Source organism: Lacrimispora sphenoides JCM 1415, assembly GCF_900105615.1.
Classification (GTDB): Bacteria; Bacillota; Clostridia; order Lachnospirales; family Lachnospiraceae; genus Lacrimispora; species Lacrimispora sphenoides.
Map to the genome: position 1 here is coordinate 5,102,399 of NZ_LT630003.1, position 22,378 is coordinate 5,124,776.

The 22,378-nt window shown below is 44.9% G+C and carries 20 protein-coding genes; 17 read left to right on the forward strand and 3 right to left on the reverse strand.

From position 1 onward, the window contains the following. Positions 1-219 precede the first annotated feature (219 nt). The 14 genes from BMX69_RS23065 (at position 220) to BMX69_RS23135 (ending at position 15,614) form a co-directional block, all read left to right on the forward strand. The gene (locus tag BMX69_RS23065) at positions 220-870 is read left to right on the forward strand and encodes a hypothetical protein (RefSeq protein ID WP_330387545.1); all 651 of its coding nucleotides are present in this window, start codon (positions 220-222) and stop codon (positions 868-870) included. A gap of 332 nt (positions 871-1,202) precedes the next feature. Continuing rightward, positions 1,203-2,528, forward strand: a complete 1,326-nt coding sequence (gene aspS, locus BMX69_RS23070) for an aspartate--tRNA(Asn) ligase (protein ID WP_100043642.1) — start codon at positions 1,203-1,205, stop codon at positions 2,526-2,528. A 57-nt stretch (positions 2,529-2,585) separates the two neighbouring features. Further along, complete coding sequence (locus BMX69_RS23075; protein ID WP_100043643.1) at positions 2,586-3,164, forward strand: histidine phosphatase family protein; 579 nt, start codon at positions 2,586-2,588, stop codon at positions 3,162-3,164. Positions 3,165-3,351: 187 nt separating this feature from the next. After that, positions 3,352-4,596 carry a [Fe-Fe] hydrogenase large subunit C-terminal domain-containing protein gene (locus BMX69_RS23080; RefSeq protein WP_100043644.1) on the forward strand — a complete coding sequence of 415 codons (1,245 nt, stop codon included), beginning with the start codon at positions 3,352-3,354 and terminating at the stop codon, positions 4,594-4,596. A 223-nt stretch (positions 4,597-4,819) separates the two neighbouring features. Beyond that, positions 4,820-5,803: a hypothetical protein gene (locus BMX69_RS23085; protein ID WP_054792123.1), complete on the forward strand. Its 984-nt coding sequence runs from the start codon at positions 4,820-4,822 to the stop codon at positions 5,801-5,803. 40 nt (positions 5,804-5,843) lie between these two features. Beyond that, positions 5,844-6,347 carry a GreA/GreB family elongation factor gene (locus BMX69_RS23090; protein ID WP_054792124.1) on the forward strand — a complete coding sequence of 168 codons (504 nt, stop codon included), beginning with the start codon at positions 5,844-5,846 and terminating at the stop codon, positions 6,345-6,347. Between the two features lie 22 nt (positions 6,348-6,369). Continuing rightward, positions 6,370-7,719 (forward strand): MATE family efflux transporter, encoded by a 1,350-nt coding sequence (locus BMX69_RS23095; protein ID WP_100043645.1) that lies wholly within the window; start codon positions 6,370-6,372, stop codon positions 7,717-7,719. Then, positions 7,712-8,326 carry an HAD family hydrolase gene (locus tag BMX69_RS23100; RefSeq protein WP_100043646.1) on the forward strand — a complete coding sequence of 205 codons (615 nt, stop codon included), beginning with the start codon at positions 7,712-7,714 and terminating at the stop codon, positions 8,324-8,326. Before BMX69_RS23095 ends, BMX69_RS23100 begins: the two co-directional genes overlap by 8 nt. Before the next feature lie 58 nt (positions 8,327-8,384). Continuing rightward, positions 8,385-9,266, forward strand: a complete 882-nt coding sequence (locus BMX69_RS23105) for a DNA glycosylase (protein WP_054792125.1) — start codon at positions 8,385-8,387, stop codon at positions 9,264-9,266. Positions 9,267-9,806: 540 nt separating this feature from the next. After that, the gene (gene ltrA, locus BMX69_RS23115; protein ID WP_100043648.1) at positions 9,807-11,090 is read left to right on the forward strand and encodes a group II intron reverse transcriptase/maturase; all 1,284 of its coding nucleotides are present in this window, start codon (positions 9,807-9,809) and stop codon (positions 11,088-11,090) included. A gap of 214 nt (positions 11,091-11,304) precedes the next feature. After that, on the forward strand, positions 11,305-12,372 hold the full coding sequence (locus BMX69_RS23120; RefSeq protein ID WP_054792154.1) for an ABC transporter ATP-binding protein: 1,068 nt from the start codon (positions 11,305-11,307) through the stop codon (positions 12,370-12,372). Next, positions 12,372-13,238: an ABC transporter permease gene (locus tag BMX69_RS23125; protein WP_100043649.1), complete on the forward strand. Its 867-nt coding sequence runs from the start codon at positions 12,372-12,374 to the stop codon at positions 13,236-13,238. The genes BMX69_RS23120 and BMX69_RS23125 overlap by 1 nt, the downstream gene beginning before the upstream one ends. A gap of 10 nt (positions 13,239-13,248) precedes the next feature. Then, the gene (locus BMX69_RS23130; RefSeq protein WP_100043650.1) at positions 13,249-14,619 is read left to right on the forward strand and encodes a GldG family protein; all 1,371 of its coding nucleotides are present in this window, start codon (positions 13,249-13,251) and stop codon (positions 14,617-14,619) included. 14 nt (positions 14,620-14,633) lie between these two features. Further along, positions 14,634-15,614, forward strand: coding sequence for a DUF4340 domain-containing protein (locus tag BMX69_RS23135; RefSeq protein ID WP_100043651.1), 981 nt, complete (start codon positions 14,634-14,636; stop codon positions 15,612-15,614). Between the two features lie 46 nt (positions 15,615-15,660). Here the strand turns inward: BMX69_RS23135 and BMX69_RS23140 are convergent, their stop codons facing one another. The 3 genes from BMX69_RS23140 to BMX69_RS23150 are packed head-to-tail and all read right to left on the reverse strand — an operon-like array spanning position 15,661 to position 18,551. Beyond that, entirely contained in the window at positions 15,661-16,011 is a 351-nt protein-coding gene (locus BMX69_RS23140; RefSeq protein WP_025231377.1) for a cupin domain-containing protein, read from the reverse strand. Between the two features lie 23 nt (positions 16,012-16,034). Then, positions 16,035-17,600, reverse strand: a complete 1,566-nt coding sequence (gene lsrK / locus BMX69_RS23145; RefSeq protein WP_054792152.1) for an autoinducer-2 kinase — start codon at positions 17,598-17,600, stop codon at positions 16,035-16,037. Positions 17,601-17,621: 21 nt separating this feature from the next. After that, the gene (locus tag BMX69_RS23150) at positions 17,622-18,551 is read right to left on the reverse strand and encodes a sugar-binding transcriptional regulator (protein WP_054792151.1); all 930 of its coding nucleotides are present in this window, start codon (positions 18,549-18,551) and stop codon (positions 17,622-17,624) included. A 304-nt stretch (positions 18,552-18,855) separates the two neighbouring features. Between BMX69_RS23150 and BMX69_RS23155 the strand changes: the two genes are divergently transcribed. From BMX69_RS23155 to BMX69_RS23165, 3 genes are read left to right on the forward strand one after another with little or no spacing between them, the layout of a single operon-like run. Then, positions 18,856-20,391 (forward strand): sugar ABC transporter ATP-binding protein, encoded by a 1,536-nt coding sequence (locus tag BMX69_RS23155; protein WP_100043652.1) that lies wholly within the window; start codon positions 18,856-18,858, stop codon positions 20,389-20,391. After that, positions 20,388-21,386, forward strand: coding sequence for an ABC transporter permease (locus BMX69_RS23160; protein WP_100043653.1), 999 nt, complete (start codon positions 20,388-20,390; stop codon positions 21,384-21,386). Before BMX69_RS23155 ends, BMX69_RS23160 begins: the two co-directional genes overlap by 4 nt. Next, a complete protein-coding gene (locus tag BMX69_RS23165; protein WP_025231382.1) occupies positions 21,383-22,378 on the forward strand; it encodes an ABC transporter permease in 996 nt (331 codons plus the stop codon). The genes BMX69_RS23160 and BMX69_RS23165 overlap by 4 nt, the downstream gene beginning before the upstream one ends.

Here is a 22,378-nt window from a genome sequence, read left to right on the forward strand (position 1 = left end):
AAAAGGTATAATACGATCTGAAAATATATTGACAATAGTGTACTAAAATGATACAAATAATGCTTATAAGAAAGAAATATGGTATGTGAGTTTAACCTCATCTAGCAGGGTCGAGGATTACGAATATCCGATTGACTAAAGAATATCGTTTGACTCCTGTAATGGTAAAAAGCCATTATAGGTATACCGGTATTTTTAACATATAACTGGTAACCGTGTATGAAAATCTTTGAAGGAAGTGAATTCAATATGAAAAATCCGCTAAATTATCAGGTCACGGAATACGACTGCGGCCCGACTACATTACTGAATGCAATGAGTTATCTCTTCACCCGGGATCAGATTCCGCCGGATATCATCAAACATATTATGCTGTTTTGTCTTGATTCCTATAATGCCAAGGGGGAGTTCGGGAAAAATGGAACCTCACGTATGGCTATGATGTTTTTTAGCAACTGGATCAACCAATTCGGAAAGATGAAAAAATTCCCGGTTCAAAGTGAATATCTGACTGGGGACGAAGTGTTTATAGGAGAAAACAGCAAGATCATGTATGGACTGCAGCAGGACGGAGTTGTGGTGGCGCGTGTGATGTTAGGCTGCTGGCACTATGTACTGGTAACAGGGGCCGATGAGGAAAATGTTTATTTATTTGATCCTTATTTCAGAAAGAAGCCTTTTAAGCAAAAGGGATTGGAGCTGATCACAGATATGCCTTACCATAGGAACCGGTGTGTGCCATGGGAAATGTTTAATGACACGGGAAAGGGTACTTATGCCCTTGGACCCAAGGAAACAAGGGAGGCTGTCATCATATTTAACAGGGTGACACAGAAGAAACCGGCAGATACCATTGAATATTTCATTTGACAATATACGCTCTTTGTGATAACCTGAATCAAATTATAAATGGAGGCAGCTATTATGAATCAACATCAACAACTTAAAAAGTTGAATTGGGACGACGATTGACAGCGCTTGTATCTGTGACAAACCACAGGTGCAAGCGCTAAAAGCGTTGCGCCTATGTGGATAGAATATTTAGGACCACATTGGTAAATTTAATTTGCTCGTGTGGTTCTATTTTTTTTACCCATACGAGAAAGGGAAAGGTTGTGATCGTATGGGACATATTGATGATGTCCTTATGGATATATTTATAGCAATAAAAATAAAATAATAATAATCCAGGAGGAAAGACAATGAAGAGTATCATTGGAGAAATCAAAGAGATAACCGTTGAGGCGGAGGAATTAATAAACCATATCGGTGAAACTATAAGAATTCATGGAAGCATCTATAAAATCAGGAAAATGAGCGATTTTGCTTTTGTACTATTAAGAACGAAACGTAACGTGGTTCAGTGCATTTATTCTAAGGAAATTTCCCGGTTTTCTCTTGATGAAATAAAGGAAGAGAGCAGCGTAATCGTGACTGCTTGTGTCAAAGGGGAAGAAAGATCCAGAACAGGCTATGACCTTCAGATAATTGGCATAGAGATATTATCAAAGCCGGAAGAGCAAAGCCCAGTTGTAATAAATAATAAATGTGTAGATACTTCTATGGAAACTCTGCTTAATTTCAGGCCGGTTACGCTTCGTAACGAAAAAGAACGTGCTATTTTTAAGCTGCAGGAAGGGATCACTTATGGAATACGTGAGTTCTTAAAAAAGGAAAAATTTACAGAAATCCGTACGCCTAAAATCGTTTATGCAGGCGCTGAAGGCGGAGCAAATATTTTCCGCTTAGACTATTTCGGCAGAGAGGCATATTTAGCTCAAAGCCCGCAATTTTACAAGCAGATGATGGTAGGCGTTTTTGAAAGAGTGTATGAAATTGCTCCGGTTTTCCGGGCGGAAAAACATGATACCTCCAGGCATTTGAATGAATATACAAGCGTGGATTTTGAAATGGGGTACATTTGCAGTTTTGAAGACATTATGCAGATGGAAACGATGATGCTAAAATATGTAATGGAATATTTAAATGAACAATATGAAGATGAAATAAGGCTGTTAAAAGTGAAGCTGCCTGTAATCAAAGAGATTCCGGCGATTAAATTTAAAGAAGCAAAAGAATTGATTTCAATGGAGTATCATAGACCTATAAAAGATTTTGATGATTTTGAGCCGGAAGAAGAAAAACTTCTTTACGAGCTGATAAAGCAGAAAACAGGAAGTGAATTTGTATTTGTAACCCATTATCCAAGCAAAAAGAGACCCTTTTATGCCATGGATAGCATGGAGAATGAGGAGGAAACCTTAAGCTTTGACCTTTTATTCCGTGGACTGGAAATAACAACAGGCGGTCAAAGAATTCATGGGTATAAGGAACAGATTGATAAAATGGAACGCAGAGGCATGAATACAGAATTATTTGAAAGCTATCTTATAATGCATAAATATGGGATGCCGCCGCATGGAGGCCTGGGCCTGGGCCTGGAACGTTTTACAAGCAAGCTGCTTGAACAGGAGAATGTGCGGTTTTCCACCTTGTTTCCAAGAGATATTAACCGGCTGATTCCATAGAATCATGAAATGGATTTCATTTAATAAATAACAGATAGTGGGGGAGGATAAAGAATAATGACAAGAGTATATTTTGTACGTCACGCACAGCCGGACCATGCCTGGGAGGATGACAGAACCAGGCCCTTAACAACGGAAGGCAGAGAAGACTCCAGGAAGGTGTTTAAATTCTTGCAGGATAAAAATATTGATTCGTTTTATTGCAGTCCTTATAAGCGGAGTTTAGACACCATAGGGGAAACGGCAGCGCATTATGGTAAGGAAATCATCACCGATGAACGTCTCCGTGAACGTGAAAGCGGGAGAAACGGGAATCATCATGAATTGTTTCGAAAGCGTTGGGAAGATCATGACTTTCATGAGGAGGGCGGAGAATCAATTGCCATGGTACAGGGCAGGTATGTGACGGCATTAAAGGAAATTATTCGAAACAATGATGGCAGGAATATTGTCATTGGAACCCATGGAACAGCACTTAGCAGTATCTTAAATTATTATGATACAGACTATGACTGTGATTCTTTCCTGCGGATTCTGGATTGGATGCCTTATATCATAGAGCTTGATTTTGTAGACGGAGAATTTACGGATAAAATCGAGCATTTGCATATAAAAAAGGAGTTTTTGGGAATATAAAAAATGAATATGAAACAATGATTCTTTCCGCCAAACCATACTTTTCCTGGAATTAGCATCTTTCCCATGAATGGTATGGTAAGGAAGAAGAAAAAGTATTATAATAATAACTATCATAGAATCACCGGATTTGATAAAAATATCAGTACTACAAAGAAAATCAAAACGTACTTGCGGGAGGTATCTTATGCAGACATTTAAGCAGTTGTATGAAAGTTTGGTAAAGTCCGTACTAAATGACAATTTGGATCCGGAGATGAATTTGGAAACCTCGTACGATCCTCATCATCTTGACTGTCTTTTGAATCCTACGAAGCACCCGGTAGTAATCCGTACCGGAACCTGCACCTGTTCCAAAGAGGAACGGGAGGAATGCTTAAAGCGCTGTCCTTTCGGGGCATTGGGGATCGGAAAGGATGGGGTCACTGTTGATCCGGAGCTGTGCCTGGGCTGTGAAAATTGCATTGAAGGCTGCGCACCGGAAAAACTGACAGCCAGTACGGATATTATCCCGGCTTTAAAAGCGATAAGAAGCTCCAAGGGACTGGTATATGCAATGATAGCTCCCGCATTTTTAGGCCAGTTTTCAAAAGAGGTTACTCCCGGAAAGCTTAGGTCGGCATTAAAAGCCGTAGGGTTTGACGGAATGCTGGAGGTTGCCCTGTTTGCGGACATCCTTACATTAAAAGAAGCCCTTGAATTTGATAAAAACATCAATGATATTAATGATTACCAGCTGACAAGCTGCTGCTGTCCCATGTGGATCGGTATGATCCGCAAAGTCTATCACCAGCTGGTTCCTCATGTGCCTGGCTCGGTATCGCCCATGGTTGCCTGCGCAAGAGTCGTAAAAGAACTCCATCCCGATGCTCTGACCGTATTCATTGGACCATGCCTTGCCAAAAAGGCGGAAGCCAGGGAAAAGGATCTGGCCGGTGCGGTTGACTTTGTTCTTACATTCCAGGAGGTAAAGAATATATTTGATGCCCTGGGAATCGACCCGGCTGTCATGGAAGAAAGTGAAAAAGACCATTCTTCAAGGGCCGGAAGGATCTACGCCAGAAAGGGAGGAGTCAGTGAGGCGGTAGAGAGTACGGTAAGAGCCATTAATCCCAATAAAAAAACAGAAATCCGTACCAAACAGGCAGATGGGGTACCTGCGTGCCGGAAGATGATCCAGGATATTATGGATGGGAAGATAGAAGCAAACTTTTACGAAGGCATGGGCTGTAAGGGCGGCTGTGTCGGCGGACCAAGGTCCATTTTAGGAGTGGAGCAGGGAACAGAACTGGTCAATGATTACGGGGAAAAGGCGACTTATTTGCATCCGGCAGAGAATCCATATGTGATCGAGCTGCTGCACCGTCTGAACCTGGACAGCATTGAAAGCCTGCTGGAAGAAACCGATTTATTCAGCAGAAATATAACGTAAGGCAAATTGCTTTCATAAGTTTAACTTAATCAAGCAGGGGCACGGATTGCGAATATCCGATTGACTATCATTTCAGTAAAATCAGTACCTTGGAGCCGTGGCTGGCGGCTCCCGGGTACTGATTTTCGGTTTTCTTGTTTGCATCTTGCTTTTCACCCCTTAAAAATGATAATATAAAAGAGTATGCATGGACAAGACAGGCAACTGAAAGAAGGGAAATGGTATGGCAACAGGCAGAATGAATCAGCTGTTGGTAATGGTCAATTTATGCAGCAGTGTTGTGGAAGGAATCGAACACCTAATGGCCTATAAGGAAAATGAACGGCTGAAAGAGGATACTGTCACAGGGCTTCTCACTCTGGAGGAGAGTTTAAAGGGATTTATGGCAGATAAATCGGTGATCCATGAAACGAAATGGATGGCGGAAGTCATAAAGACCCGGCTGTTTGTTTTCGACCAGGAATTTAAAAACAGACTGTACCGCTGGTATTTTTCAGCGTTAAAAGAACTTCGGAACTTAATGACGGCAGAAGTAGAGCGGTGCCCCGTCTGCTCAGGAAAGGGTGTCCCCCATTATGGTGCAGTTCTCTATATGGAAGGCGGAGAGGCGGATGAATATGTGCTGGAGCCTGTCCGGGTCTTTATGAAGTGCATGGATTGCGGGAATTATTATCTTGCAAGGGAAGAAAGCCGGATTGTAAACAGAAAGAAGGGCTCTCACCGCACAAAAGCAAGATGCGAGCGGCTTTTAGCCGACATCGGTGAAGTTGCAGCAGAAGGAACGATGCTGTTTGTCGGGGAAGAGAAAAGCCCATTATATAAAGAGGCCAAAAAGGCCGGATATAATCCTCAGGCCATGTCCTTAGAGGAAGCCGATGAACGAATAGAAGGCGGTAAGGAGGCGTACCAGATCGTCCTCATTGACCGGATCTCCCGTACTCAGGATCTGAAGCTGATCCTGACCCGTGCGGCGGAGTATCTGGCAGAGGACGGGATTCTCTGGTTTGACGGCCCGGATCTCGATAAATCCATTAAAAATCTGGAAAAAAAGGGAGCTTCCATGTGGAAGGGAGAAGCGGCAGAGGTTTGCCTCACGGACAGCGGCATAGAGGCTCTGGCGGAAAAATGCGGACTTTCCATAAGATCATACCGTCATGTGGGGACTGCTTCCGGGCGTATTGAAGTAATTGCCCAGAAGAAGGAATGACGGATCCTATAGGAGAATGTAGAAAGAGGGAAGGAACAACGTGTTTGACAAATTAACGGAAATTGATATTAAGAAAATGCAGGAAGAAATAGACCACCGGAAGCTGGTCGTTCGGAAGGAAGCACTGGAAGCGGTAAAAGAAGCAAGAGCTCATGGGGATTTAAGTGAAAACTTTGAATATCACGCCGCAAAAAAGGATAAGAACCAGAATGAAAGCAGGATCCGTTATCTGGTGAAGATGATAAAGACGGCCCAGGTCATATCCGATGAATCCAGAGACGATGAGATCGGGCTCTATAATACGGTTGACTTGTATTTTGAGGATGATGACGAGGAGGAGACCTACAAGCTTGTAACAACCGTCCGTGGAAATTCCATGAAAGGCCTTATCAGCTCTGAGTCTCCTTTGGGAAAGGCTGTTATGGGACATAAGGTAGGCGACCGGGTTTATGTAAAGATCAATGACAATACAGGCTACTACGTAGTGGTAAAACGTCTGGAAAATACAAAGGATGATGGCAGTGAGAAGCTAAGGAGCTATTGATCCGCCAAAGGGGCAGGATGATATGATGAAGGATATGACAAGAGGAAATATTTCATCTCAATTGATACGGTTTTCCATTCCGCTTGTTTTGGGAAATTTATTCCAGCTCACTTATAACGCGGTAGATTCCATTGTGGTAGGACGGTTTGCGGGAGAAGAGGCGCTGGCAGCAGTTGGTGCCGCAGGCCCGGTCATGAACATTGTGATCCTGGGAATTACGGGGATCTGCATCGGGGCTTCGGTACTGATGAGTGAGTATTTTGGAGCAGGAAGCCATGAAAAGTTAAAGCAGGAGATAGCAACCACCCTTTTATTTGGCTTTTATTTTTCCCTGGTCATTGTGGGCCTGGGGGTGTTTTTTTCCGGCGGGATCATAAGGCTTCTCCGTGTACCGGAGGAAATCTCAGAAGATGCGGCTGTTTATTTAAGGGTTATATTAATAGGAACGCCCTTTACCTTTTTTTATAACGGAGTGGCTTCTGCCCTCCGGAGTGTGGGCGATTCAAAGACTCCGGTTCACTTCCTGGCTATGGCCTCGGTTTTAAATGCATTATTGGATCTGGTATTTGTGGCAGGGTTTCATATGGGAGTTTTTGGGGCTGCGTTTTCTACGGTCATTGCGGAGGCGGTTTCCGCGCTTCTGTGTATCTCCTACATATATAAAAAGGTTCCCCTTCTTAAACTTAAACCAAAGGAATTCCGTATGGACCGGGAGCTTTTAAGCCTTACTGTTAAGCAGGGTGCGGTCACGGCATTGCAGCAATCCTGCCAGCCGATTGGCAAGCTTTTGATACAGGGAGTCATAAATCCTCTGGGAGTCAGCACCATAGCCGCGTTCCAGGCAGTGAACCGGGTGGATGATTTCGCTTTTACTCCGGAACAAAGTATTTCCAGCGGTATGATGACCTTTGTGGCACAAAACCGGGGAGCCGGTAATGGAGAACGGGTAAAGAAAGGTTTTCGGACCGGACTTTTTATAGAAGCAGGCTATTGGGTGATCATATGCATTGTCATCCTGCTGGTGAAGGAACCGGTGATGAGATTATTTGTACCCAATGGGGATGGAGCCATGGTAAGGATTGGGGCGGAATATTTACACCTTATGGCTTTTTTCTATCTGCTGCCGGCGTTTACCAATGGGATCCAGGGTTTTTTCCGGGGAATGGGAAATATGTCCATCACCTTAATCTCCACCCTGATCCAGATCTCCGTCCGGGTGGCATTGGTCATCCTGCTGGTTCCGTCTATGGGAATGAATGGAGTTCCATATGCATGCCTGGCCGGATGGGCCTGTATGCTGCTTTATGAGGTTCCCTATTATTTCTGGTTTAAAAAGAAAAATGAATTATTACAGGAGAAAAATCATGATTAAAAATATAGTATTTGACATGGGCAGAGTGCTGGTACATTACGATGGAGATATTGTCTGCAGGCATTTTATTGAGGATGAGGCAGAGCGGAAGGCAGTAAGGATCGCTGTATTCGAGTCTCAGGAGTGGCTGTTTCTGGATATGGGGCTGATCTCAGAGGAAGATGCCTTAAAGAAGATGCAGGCACGTCTGGATACTGCCCATGCAAAGGAAATGGCAGCTCTTTGCCTTGAGCACTGGCATGAATATAATATGTGGCCTGATAAAGAGATGGGGGAACTGGTAGGGCAGCTTAAGGAGAGGGGATATGGTATCTATCTTTGTTCCAATGCTTCCCTTCGTCTGCTGACGTGTTATAATATCATTCCGGGAATTGAACATTTTGACGGGATCTTATTTTCCGCTGAGGTAAAGTGTTTGAAGCCTCAAAAGGAAATGTACAGCCATTTATTTGAGCGGTTCCACTTAAAGCCGGAGGAATGCTTTTTTATCGATGATTTGCCCATGAATATTGAAGGAGCAAGGGCCTGCGGTATGGATGGGTACTGTTTTGAGGACGGAGATGTGAAACGGCTGAAAGAATTTCTGGCCCATTTGAATGATAACTAAGAATGACCTGGAAACATTAGGTCTTATGGCTTTGCAATGAAATGGAGAAACGCTTATTATGTACCGGATTCAGATAAAGGATATGGATTTTGAACAGATCGCAAGGTCCGGCCAGTGCTTCCGCATGGAAGGCCGGGAGGGCGAAAACGGAGTCTGGTCGATCGCAGCTGTGGGAGAATATGTGGAAGCAGTCAAAGATGGAGACAGCTTCTTATTTTCCTGCGGGGAGAGGGAGTTTAAAGAAACATGGGCCGGCTATTTTGACTTACAGACCGATTACGGCGGCTATAAAAAACATGTGGACTCTGAAGATGCCTATCTTAGAGAAGCCATGGAATGGGGATGGGGAGTCCGGATCCTTCATCAGGATCTATGGGAAATGCTGGTGACTTTTTTGATCTCCCAGAATAACAACATCACCCGCATCACAGGCAGTGTTAAGGAGCTGTGTAAACGGTTCGGAGACAAAAGGAAGGGGCTGGGTCTGACCATGTCTCCTGACGGGAGCTGGAAAGAAACAGTAAGAAACTATGATGCCTTTCCGGAGCCGGAGAGCCTATCTTTGGCGGGCCTTAAGGGATTGGCCGGTCTGGGTCTGGGTTACCGGGATAAATACATCCTGTCAATTGCAGAAATGTGCAGCGGTCCAGAAGGAAAGGAATGGCTTTTACGCTTAAAGGAAGCAGATTATAAAAGCGCCCACAGCATTTTAATGGAGCAGTATGGGATCGGAAGGAAGGTGGCAGACTGCATCTGCCTGTTCGGGCTTCACCATGTGGGGGCTTTTCCTGTGGATACCCACGTAAAGCAGATTTTAGAGCTTCATTATCCTCAGGGCTTTCCCCTGGAGCGGTATCAGGGATATGCCGGGATCCTCCAGCAGTACATGTTTTATTATAAGATAAATCAGATACCCCGCAGCAAACTGCGGGGGACTTGACCCCATCCCTTATTTTGATTGCCTGTGCAGCAAAAGCTGCCCAGGCTTTTTGTTTGCGCGCCATGGGCGCGCTCTTATGGGTGCAAGTCCCAAACATGCCCAGGTAGTGGGAAATGTATAGCTAAACAGCAAGGGTGTCCATCGTGAGGTGGAATCTGAAGGAAGCTGTAAGCAAACCTCTGGTCTGACGGACAGAAATCGCATATAAGGCTAGGCTTTGAGAGATAAGTTGGCAAAAGACAACGAAGTCTAATAACTACCACATTTGTAGAAGCAGAGTAAATGCGGCGGATATATGGAGGGAAAGAGCGTGCACCTTAAGCGTGGAGGTCTCACAGCGGTTTCATTAGCCGAGTAACAACGAACTGTGAGAAGTCAGCCGAGTCCATAGTAGTGAAGAAGTTTCTGTAATGGAAATGGAGCGAAGGGGCGAACAATCAATCAGTTGGAGTAGGTCTCGTATTGCAGAAATGACAACATCTGCCGTAATCAATCGGGATAATGGTGGTCAAATTTAGCGAGACGGAAAGGAAACAATGCATGGAAACAAGTAGTCTAATGGAGCAGATACTAAGTAAAGAAAATCTTAATACAGCATATCTGCAAGTTGCACGAAACAAAGGTGCAGAGGGCGTGGACGATATGAAGTACACAGAACTCAAGGAACATCTTGAAAAGCACGGTGAAACCATTAAGGAACAGTTGAGAGCAAGAAAATATAAGCCTCAACCAGTACGCAGAGTAGAAATACCAAAGCCAGACGGTGGTGTCAGAAACCTAGGAGTAGCAACAGTAACAGACCGATTCGTACAACAAGCAATAGCACAGGTATTAACACCAATCTATGAAGAACAGTTCCATGACCATAGTTATGGATTTAGACCTAATAGATGTGCTCAACAAGCGATCATCACGGCACTTGATATGATGAATGATGGAAGCGCTTGGATTGTGGACATTGACTTGGAAAAGTTCTTTGATACAGTAAATCATGATAAGTTAATGACCTTAATAGGGAGGACAATCAAAGATGGCGATGTTATTTCTATCATCAGGAAGTTCTTGGTTAGTGGAATCATGGACGATGATGAGTACAAGGAATCAGTGATAGGAACACCACAAGGTGGCAACCTTTCACCACTTCTTGCAAATATCATGCTGAATGAACTTGACAAGGAGATGGAACAAAGAGGACTGAACTTTGTTAGATACGCAGACGATTGTATTATCATGGTCGGAAGCGAAATGTCTGCGAAGCGAGTGATGAGAAATCTCACGAAGTTTATTGAGGAGAAACTAGGTCTAAAGGTAAATATGTCAAAGAGTAAGGTGGATAGACCGAGCGGTCTTAAATACCTCGGATTTGGATTTTACTTTGACAGTAGAGCACATCAGTATAAAGCAAAGCCACATGCAAAATCAGTAGCGAAGTTCAAGGCAAGAATGAAACAGATTACTTGTAGAAGTTGGGGAGTAGGAAATGACTACAAAGTAAAGAAACTCAATGAACTTATCAGAGGGTGGATTAACTACTTCAAAATCGGAAGTATGAAAACGCTCTGTGCAAAGATGGATAACAACATTCGCTATCGACTGCGTATGTGCATTTGGAAACATTGGAAAACACCACAGAACAGAGCTAAGAATCTTATAAAATTAGGCGTACCGGGTTGGTCAGCATGGAAAATGGCATACCTACATGGATATGCAAAGCCAGCAAGATGTCGAGATGTACACCAAGCAATAAATAACAAGAGATTAGCCTCATTTGGACTAATCTCAATGTTAGATTACTACACCGAAAGGTGTTACTTGTTAAGTTGATTGAACCGCCGTGTACCGAACGGTACGCACGGTGGTGTGAGAGGTCGAAAATTTCTCAATTAGAGGAATTTTCTCCTACTCGATTATTTTTGAGTTTGTCGAAATATTTCATACTTTTATCACACAATCAACAAAAATATATCACACAATTTTCACAATTCCCTTTTACCCTAAGTAAGGATGCAAAATGCATAAAAGACAGGAGGAGAGAGAGTTGATTGAAGTCAGAAATCTGGTAAAGGATTACGGCGGTCATCTGGCTGTGGACCATTTAAGCTTTACGATCAACGATGGACAGATCTATGGATTTCTAGGACCAAACGGGGCCGGAAAATCCACCACAATGAACATTATGACCGGGTACATAGGAGCTACGGAGGGCGATGTGCTGATCAATGGCCATAATATACTGGAAGATGGGGAGGAAGCAAAGAAATGTATTGGGTATCTACCGGAGCTTCCGCCGCTTTATGTGGATATGACTGTGGAAGAGCAGCTGCAGTTTGCTGCGGAATTAAAGAAAATACCCAAAAAGGAGAGGAATGAGGCTGTCTATGAGGTCATGGAGCTTGCCAAACTGGTGGATGTAAAAGGCCGTTTGATCCGCAACTTATCAAAGGGCTATAGACAGCGTGTAGGCCTGGCCCAGGCAGTTTTAGGGTTTCCGCCGGTTATTATTCTGGATGAACCAACCGTAGGACTGGATCCTAAGCAGATCATCGAAATCAGGGATACCATCCGCAGGCTTGGGCAGAAACATACGGTTATTTTAAGCTCCCATATCCTTTCCGAGGTCAGCGCAGTGTGTGATCATATCATGATCATTGACAAGGGAAGACTGATTGCCAGCGATACGCCGGAGAATCTGGAACGCCAAATGGCCGGAACTGCAGGAATAGAGCTTTTAGTAAAAGGGACAGAAGAACAGATCCTAGAAGTTTTGGAAGCCATTCCCCAGGCAGCCGATGTGTCGGTACGGGAGAGCGGAGAAGAGGGAATAAACAGAGCTAATTTCCGCATCTGCACAGAAGCGGAAGGGACAGAAGATGGAGAGGATATCCGGGAAACTATTTTCTTTGCATTTGCTGACCAGAGGATTCCCATTCTTTCCATGAAGACCATAAGGGCGTCCCTGGAAGAGGTATTCCTTGAACTGACAGGGGAAGGAACGGCAGAGGGGATAGAGACAAGTGAAAGCCTTGAAACAGATGATTTTGAATGGGAGCCTTCAGAGGCAGACCTTAAGGAAGAAAAGGAAGACGGAGAGGGGGATGAAGAATAATGGCAGCAATTTATAGAAGAGAACTGAAAGCCTATTTTCAGTCCATGACCGGATACGTATTTATCGCCTTTATGGTGCTGTTTATAGGAATTTACTTTATGGCTTATAACATGATGAGCGGATACCCCTACTTTTCCTATACTCTGTCTGGCATGGTGACCATTATTATGATTGGCATTCCGGTGCTTACCATGAGAAGCTTTGCAGATGACCGGAAGACCAAAACAGACCAGCTTCTGCTCACCTCTCCGGTAACCGTTGCCCAGATGGTTCTTGGAAAATATCTTTCCATGATAACCGTCTATGCTGTCCCGGTACTGCTTTCCGGAATCTGTCCTCTCATCATCAAGCTGAATGGAAATGCAAATTTAAAAGCGGATTACGCTTCTTTGCTGGCCTTTTTCCTGCTGGGCTGCGTTTATATTGCCATCGGGATGTTTATTTCTTCCTTAACAGAAAGCCAGATCATTGCAGCCGTAGGAACCTTTGGAATCATCCTTCTTCTGCTTTTATGGCCCAGCCTTGTTGGATTTTTGCCCACATCGGCGATCGGCTCTGCAGCAGGGTTTCTGATTCTTTGGTCTGGGATCGTTTTTGCGGTATCCCGTATAACGAGCCATGGTCCCCTTGCAGCTGTTCTGGAAGCGGCTGGAGTCCTCTGCATCGCAGTGCTGTACCTTGTAAAAAAGGGCCTTTTTGAGCGCGCACTGACCAATGTTCTGGAAAAGATTGCAGTGACCGATGTATTTCAGAACTTTGCCAGTCATGACATCTTTGATGCAGGAGGCCTGGTTTACTATATCAGCATCATATTCCTGCTGGTATTCTTGACCGTGCAGTCCATAGAGAAACGCAGATGGAGTTAGGAGGATGGAGATGACTAGAAAATTAAAAAAAGGAGGCTACACGGCAATCCTAACGTTGATTGTCATAGCAGCCGTGGTAATATTAAACCTTATCGTAGGCCGTCTTCCGGAGAAGGTACGGCAATGGGATATGAGCAGCAGCCAGATCTATACCCTGGGCGGAACCACAAAGGATCTTGTTAAGGCGCTTGATAAGGATGTTACGATTTATGTGGTGGCAGATCCGGACTCGGTGGATAAGCGGATTACAAGCTTTATAAAACGTTACGAGGATTTATCCGGCCACATCAAGGTCGTGACCGTGGACTCCGTTCTTCATCCGGACCAGGTACAAAAGCTTAAGGCACAGGATAACACGCTTTTGGTAAGCTGCGATTCCACAGGAAGGACAGAATCCATCGCCCTGACCGATATCATTAAAATGGATGAAATGTCCTACTATTATTACGGACAGTCTAAGGAGACCGAATTTGACGGAGAGGGTCAGCTTACCGGGGCCATCTCCCATGTGATCAACGATGTGCAGAAAACCGTTTACGTGACAGAAGGACATGGAGAGGTGGCTCTTGGAGCTACTGCTTCTGATATGTTGAAAAAGTCAAATCTGACCGTAAACTCCCTGAATCTTTTGACAGGAGGAAGCATTCCTGAGGATTGTGAACTTTTGCTTATCAATGCTCCGGCATCAGACCTGGCGAATGATGAAAAGAAGATGATCTCTGATTACCTGGATAAAGGGGGAAGGGTTCTGATCCTCGCCGGCTATGCGGAAAAGGACCGCCCGAACTTAAGTGCCCTAATGAGCGATTACGGCCTGAATCTGGAAAACGGACTTGCAGCAGATACCAAGAAGTTTTATCAGAACAATCCCTATTATATTTTCCCGACCATTCAGGCAGGAAGCGAAGTGACGAACGGCATTGATGGAAAAAGCGCAGCCCTTGTCCTTCAATCTGCAGCCATGACCCAGAAAGAGGATTTGCCGGAAGGCGTGGAGGTAACTCCTTTTATGGAGACCAGTGATGGAGGCTTGCTGGTAACGGCCGATAAGCAGGCAGAAGGAACCTATATCCTGGGAGCCGTATCAGAGAAGACTTTAAGCTCCGGAACGGCACGTTTGACTGTATTCACTACCCCTTCCCTTATCGATGAGGGGCTGAACACCAGCTTTACCAATTTAACTAATTTAAATCTTTTCATGAATGCAGTTACGGCTAATTTTGATGACGTTTCCAATGTATCCATTCCTGCCAAAAGCCTGGATGTGACCTATAACACCGTTACCCACGGAGGCATGTGGGGAATCCTGTTTATATTTGTTATCCCGGTGATGACACTGGCAGCAGGACTGGTGATCTGGCTGAAGCGCAGGCGTCTGTAAAAGGAGGCTGAAACATGAAAAAGAAAAAGGGCCTTTTATATGGAACAGCCGCTCTGGCGGCCCTGTGTGTGATCTATGTGGGGGTGGGCCAGTATATGAACCACTCCAAAGAACAGGCGAAGGAGAAAGAGGAGGGGGAGAAAGTCTATCTCACCGACCTTTCAAGTGTTTCCAGCCTTTCCTATGATATTGACGGACAGGAGTTGTCCTTTACAAAAAAGGATGGCAAATGGAGCTATGACGGAGATGATCTTTTTCCGGTAAAACAGGAGGAAATGGATTCCCTTGCTTCCACGGTTTCAAAGCTTGAAGCCCTGCGGAAGCTGGAAGGCGGAGACAGCCTAAGTGCTTATGGTCTGGATAAGCCCATAAGAAAGATCGCTGCAGCAGCAGAGGATGGGACGAAATCCGTGATCCTCCTTGGCAATGCCACCGGTGACGGGGATTATTATGCAGCACTGGAAGGGCAGGATACCCCGTATCTCATCAGCTCCACCCTGTACAATGAAACCGGCACCGGACTAAATGATCTGATGGCCCTGGAGGAGTTCCCGGCTGTTTCCGGAGCTGACATAAAGAGCATTACAATAACAAAGGCAGGCATCAGTGAACATTATGTAAAAAAGAAGCTGGATGAGAAAGATGGGACGATCGAATGGTACAGGGACTCTGCGGATTCGCCGGACAACAAGCTTTCCGATAATTCCGGCCTGAATGTCCTGGCAGATTCCTTAAGCGGTCTGAAGGTAAAGAGCTGCTCCAATTATAAGGTACAGGATGGCGAACTGGCAGGCTACGGTCTTGATCAGCCTGCTGCGGTCATTACCTATACTTATGATAAGAATGGCTCGGAAGAATCCTTTACCCTGTCTGTGGGTTCCTTAAACAGCGATTCCAGCTGCTATTACACCCGTACAGAAGGATCTTCCAATATTAATGAAATAGAAAAGGCTTCTATTGATAAGTGTTTGACGGTAGATAAAGGCATTTCATAAAAATAGTAAATGGTACCCTGATTCTTCAGGGTACCATTTTCGAAATCTAAAACGAATAGTCCTCTACTTCGACCTTATCTACCTGCTGATACGGTGCCAGAGTAGATATCATCTTTACTCTGCTCTTGTATGGATTAAAGCAGTAGTGAACCTCGGAAGGTTCAATGTGAATGAAATCTCCCTGTTTTAAATGGTGGACAACTCCATCTACAACAATATTGATCTCTCCCTCCAGAATGAAGAAATCTTCTTCCATTACGTTATGATAGTGAGCGGTGAAATCCTCACCTGGCTGGAACTGTACGACTGCAAAATTCATGCGCGGTCCTTTCATCAAATATTTTGGGCCGCTGTCCCCAAAACGGAATTCTTTTTCTGATTCATTGGTAATGAACATATTTTTTTCTCCTTTTTCTTCTCTTATAAACCAGGTGCTATCCACATATTCTTAGTGATCTTACGGTCACAGAGAGCCAGCTGAGCCTGATAAAATTCTCTCCATTTCCCATAGATTTCCCCATAAATCTTATGATTCTCCATGTTAGGCATAAACTGCCTCTCTATCGTTACCAGCCCTTTTGCAGTTTCAGCTATATCCTGATACATGCCGATTCCATATCCGGCCAGGATCGCAGCGCCCAGTGCAGTGGCTTCCTTTACCTTAGGAACCTTTACCGGAAGCCCCAGAACATCAGACAGGATCTGGGCCCAGAGGGAACTGTTAGAGGCTCCGCCGGCAAACGTGATTTCTTCTGGAAGATGGCCGATGGCATCCTGGACCAGATCCAGATGTCCTTTTGTAACCAGAGCCGCATTCTCTAAAATTGCCCGGTAGAAGGTATAATGGTTATATTTCCCGGGATCAAGGCCAAAGTTGGAGAAGGTCGGTGCGGCGTGTTTCCAGTTAATAAAGTTCATTACATCCGAAAAAGTGCACATCATTCCATAGCACCCTGCCGGTATTTTCTCTGCTTCCTCATTCATCAAATCATAGATGCTCATACCTGCTTCCTCTGCCAGCTTTTTTTCTGCATGGCAGAAGCTGTCCCGATACCATCGCATGACAAGGCCAGGCTGAAAAGCAAGGGCTTCAAATTGCCAGATACCTGGTATGGCATGACAGTTTACACGGACACGGCAGTCCGGATCCGTATCCGGTTTCTCAGTGTTGTACTCATACTGCCAGAAGCTGCCTCCGAATACCGCGGCTTCCCCGGCATGTACCACTCCTACGCCAATACAGCCAAGCTGGGCATCTCCTCCGCCAACGACGACGGGAATTCCTTCCGGCAGTCCAGTCTGGTCTTTGCAGCAGGAAGCGGTTTTCCCGATTACGGTCCCGCATTCCTTTACAAGGGGAAATATATCTGTCCGGAGTCCGCACCGTCCGGCAATCTCCGGATTCCAGCAGCGGTTTTTTAAATCAAACAATCCTGTGGTTGATCCGTTGCTTGGCTCTACGGCAAGGATCCCGGTCAGCTTAAATATGAGCCAGTCATTGAACATTCCAATGTATGCGGCCCGTTTATAAATATCAGGCATTTTATTCTTCACCCAGAGAAGCCTTGGAAGGGCATCCAGTGCATAGGACTGTCCTGTTTCCTGATAGAGGAGGCGTTCAAGCTCCGGATCACTGCGGATCAGTTGTTCAACTTCTTCATTGCTCCGGGCATCTACATTGGCGCAGGCCCAGATTTCTTTTCCTTCCTTGTCGTAAAGAACGATACCTTCTCTCATGCAGGTGGTGGAGATTGCGGCTACCTCATAAGGATCGATAGAGCTTGTGCATAAGACCCTTCGGATACAGGATGCGGCAAGCTCCCAGTTATGTACCCAGTCAAAATCCATACTCCCCGGATACCGGGGATCTTCCCTGTGTTCCCATTCCTCTTGAATACAAGAGATCTGATTGCCCATGCTGTCAAAAAGTACGGCACGGATGCTGCCGGTGCCTGCATCAATTGCTAAAAGGTAATTTGATGACATCTCCATTCCTCCATTCTATTTTCATATCGGTGAGTCGGGATCTTCCTCCATCAGGTTTAATGCCGTTTGTTCATCTGTGATTAACACATTTAAATAGCCTCCCTTTAAAGAAGCACGTATGGCTTTTACTTTGCTGTCACCTGCGGCAACTCCAATGACATTGGGCAGGGTGCGCAGGGTTGCAAGAGATGTGCTTAACAGCCGGTCTTCGATATCAGTATGAATGGGATTTCCGTCCTGATCGATGAAATGGCTCAGGATATCACCTACGGCTCCCTGCATGGATAAATAGAGAAAGTCATTCTTTGTGAAAATTCCATTCTTGATTATGGTTGCATCTTCTCTGATCCCTCCTATGCCTACGACGGTCATGGAAGCCAGATTCACCATGCGGGAAATTTCCTGTACGGAAGGCTCGTTCTGCATGGCACTGCAAAGCTCCTTGGTTGAAACAACGAGCGGTGCAGGATACAGAAACAGTTTTGCATTAAATTTGCTGGAAAATGTATTTGGAAGATAATAACTGACTCCTCCTGTTAAAGATACGGCAGACAGAGGTGCTTCTGTTATGGTGGCCAGGTGATTGATAACCCGTCCAAGAGTATCTCCGTATCCTATATTGATGTATGTGTTTTCTGTAATCCGGTCACTGATATACATAGCGGCGGCTTTGGCAATGGTATCGTTGAGAGAGGAACTGCCTGGTACAGAAGGAACTACAAATGCATCCTTTAAATTCCATCTGCGGATTAACTCCTGTTCGACTTTTAAGTGACGGCTTCGTTCCTGGGAAATCTGAAACTGGATCACTCCATCCTGCCTGGCTTTCTCTAAAAGCTTAATCACTTTCATACGGGATATTCCCAGTTTTTCGGAAATTTTTTGCTGGGTCATATTTTCTATATAATAATACCATGCTGTCTTAATAATAAGGGAATCTTCATAGTTCATTTTTAGGTCTCCTGTTCTTTATTGTTCTAAACAAATGTTTCTAGTCGAATAAAATGTTTCGAATTTTCTTTAGTATAACAAATGGAATTTCATATGTCAATAGTGACGGATCAAAAAATATAAACCCGTAATCGATAAGTAAAATATCATAAATAATACATATTATATCGTTTAAATTAGTTCAAAAACACCATATATTTCTGAAAAAACTATTGACAACGTGTTTTGCGTCATGTATGATATGGGCATGAACAAAAGTTAGCTATGCGAACAAATATATCAAATATGATGGGTGGGAGGAAATATGAAACAATCAGAAGCAGCCCGTTCGGAACAGACACTGTTTTCTGCCAGAGGTATTGTCAAATCATTTGGCTCCAATGCTGTTTTAAAAGGCATCGATTTAAGCGTAGGAGAGGGGGAAGTACTTGCCCTGATTGGCGGAAACGGAGCGGGAAAAAGCACCTTGATGAAAATCATTATGGGAATCTACCAACCGGATGCCGGAAACGTAACGGTTGCTGGGGACATGCTTTCGGTATTCAAACCGTCTGTTGCTCTTTCTAAAGGAATATATATGGTTCCCCAGGAACCCATGCTGTTTCCTAATATGACTGTTGAAGAGAATATCCTGATCGGTTTTAGTGAAAATACGGCTGTTCTTAGGAAGCGGCTGCGAAACATCATGGATGAGATCGGCTGGCATCTGGATACGGACCGGAAGGCAATGAGCCTTTCTATCGCAGAACAGCAGCTGGTGGAGCTTTTAAGAGGGCTCTTAAGGCAGGCGAAGCTTCTGATTTTAGATGAACCTACCAGTGCACTGACCTTTGATGAGGTAGAGAGCCTTTTCCGGATTGTGGAGGATTTAAAGAAGAAGGGCATTGGGATCATCTATATTACTCACCGTCTGGCTGAGGTATTCCAGATCGCTACTCATGTGGCAATTATGAGGGACGGCGTGATTACATTGAAGGGAAAGACCTCGGACTTTACCAGGGAGATGCTGGTTAAGGGGCTGCTTCCTCCCAACATGGATGGGCAGCAGAGAGCTGGGGAAAAAGAATCCAGTTATCTGGAATACTCTGCGCTGGAGCCGGTATTTGAACTGAAAGGTTATTCCGGTTACGGATTCCGGGACATAAACCTTAAGATTTATCCTGGAGAGATTCTTGGGGTCGCAGGAGTTGTGGGAGCCGGGCGTACCGAACTTGCAGTTACGATTTTTGGAAAAGATAAGGTTCTTGGAGGGAAGGCTTTTCTGGATGGAAAAGATGTGACAGGCCTATCCACCAGGGAGGTTTTAAGAACCGGTATCAATTATGTACCGGAAGACCGCCGCTTAAATGGCCTGTTTGGTATCAGTGATGTTGCGGCTAATATCACCTCTGCTCTGGTTCCGGGGAAATCCCTTGGGCGTATATTTTTAAATAAGAAGGCGGAGCAATTGATCACCCGGAAATATGTAGAGGATTTCCGCATCAAGATTACGGGTCAGGATCAGATTGCGGGAAGCCTTTCCGGAGGCAACCAGCAGAAGATCGTAATCGGCCGGTCTCTGTCTACCAATCCAAAGCTGGTGATTCTGGATGAGCCTACACGTGGTATTGATGCAGCGGCACGGGGAGATGTGTATGCAATTATCCACGAACTGAAAAAAAAGGGAGTGGCGGTTATGCTGATTTCTTCCGATATGGAAGAGATTGTAGAGCTTTCAGACCGGGCAGTTGTGGTCTTTCAGGGACGGCTTAGAGGAGAATTAGGCAAACATGAGATCTCCCAGGCAAGCCTTATGGCGGCATCTTTTGGCGTGACAGAAGGAAAGCAGGTGGAAGCATGAAAAAGATTGGAAAAATCCGTGAGTTAAATAGTTTTCTGTTTCTGGCAGGACTGATTTTTCTGGTAGGCCTGGTGAACAGGAGTTTCTGGCAGCCGGCAGCCATATGGAACTGCTTTAATGACAGCGTTGTATTTACCCTTCTGTCGGCAGGAATTGCCTTTGTTATCTTAACGGGAGAAATCGATGTTTCCATTGGGGCTGTGCTGGGCTTATCGGCAGCCGTAGGAGCCGCTCTCTTAAGAGATGGATATGGGATGGTGGCAGCTACGGCAGCTGCTCTGGCCATCGGTATTCTTACCGGACTGGTCAATGGAGTCGGCGTGGCTGTATTTCACATTCCCTCTCTGATTTTTACTTTAGGTGTTAACGGTGTTGTGCGCGGGATGATTTATGTATACACGAAGGGTGCCTGGGTTGAAAACCTTCCGGCGGATTTTACCAGAATGTCAAACCGCATCCTGATTGGAAACTTAACTGTTTTTTATGCGCTGGCAGTCCTTGTGATCTTGATTGGCCATCTTATTTTGACGAAAACGAAAAAGGGAAAATATTTTATCGCAGTCGGAGATCATGCGGCTGGTGCAACCTTGGTGGGAATACCGGCAGATAAAACAAAGATTGCAGCTTATATCCTGTGCGGAGTGTTTGCTTCCGCCGCAGGTATGATTTATGCGTCCCGCATTGGCTTTATTACGCCCACAGCAGGGAATGGATATGAGATGAAGGCAATTGCTGCCTGCGTTCTCGGAGGCTTAAGTTTAAGCGGCGGGATTGGAAGCCTGGCCGGAGCCTCCATCGGTGCGGTCATCATGTCCTCCATCAGCAGAATTCTTGTCTTTCTTGGATTTTCTTCTGATTATGACAATACGATCACAGGTGTCATGCTGCTGACCATTGTTGTAATTAATACTGTGTCTCAGAACCGGGCAGTAGAGAAAAACCGTCACCGGATCCTGGCCGCAAGGACTGCAGAAAAAGGAGGAGAGAAGAAATGAAATCTCATATCTGGAAAAAGTGGGAATTTGTACTCTCTTTGATATTAATTCTGGAAATTGTTGTTTTTGCATCAAAGAACAGTAAGTTCCTTATGCCGAGAGTGCTGTTTGGCAGTATGAATGATATCATTTCCATTTGTATTATTTCACTGTTTGTCACCTTTGTAATGATCACAGGAGGAATCGATATCCAGGCTGGTTCCATTGTAGGGCTTTCTTCCATTATTCTGGGAGTTGCCTGGCAGGATGGAGGAGTGAACATTTGGGTTGCCTCCCTGATCGCTATGATTGCAGCCGGGTTTTGCGGTGCCCTTTCCGGCTATTTTATTGCATTCTGCGGCGTACAGCCTATGGTGGTCACTCTTGGAGGGAGTTTTCTGTACTCGGGAATTGCTCTTCTGGTGTCCAATTTGTCAGCAACGGAGAGCTACAAAGGAATCAGCGGTTTCCCGGATGGTTTTTTAAGGCTTTCTAAAGTAAAGCTGTTTGGTGTGATTCCAAGTCAGGTGATCATTTTTCTTATCCTGGCAGTGCTGGCTTATTTTCTTCTACATAAAACCAGATATGGCAGACAGGTATTTCTGGTAGGGGTAAATCCCGATGCGGCGGAATATTCCGGAATTCATGCCAAATTCATTATTATGAGCACTTATATTCTTTCTGGAATCAGTGCGGCGGTTGCAGGAATCATCCTGACTTCTTATCTTGGTACGGCAAAAAGCGATATTGGCTCTACCCTGACCCTTCCCATCATCACTGCGGTGGTCTTAGGCGGTACTTTAAGTACAGGAGGAAAAGGAAGCGTACCTGGAACGGCCCTTGCCGCGGTAGTGATCGGTACTTTGAGATTCGGGCTTCCTCTGTGCTTTAAGGTAAGCCAGCAGTATTTGGACATTCCGGCCGGGCTTCTATTACTGGCAGTGGTGACGGGCAGGGCTGTTCTGAATAATCCGGCTCTCAAAGCACGTTTTCTGAAACGAGAACAAAAGTGA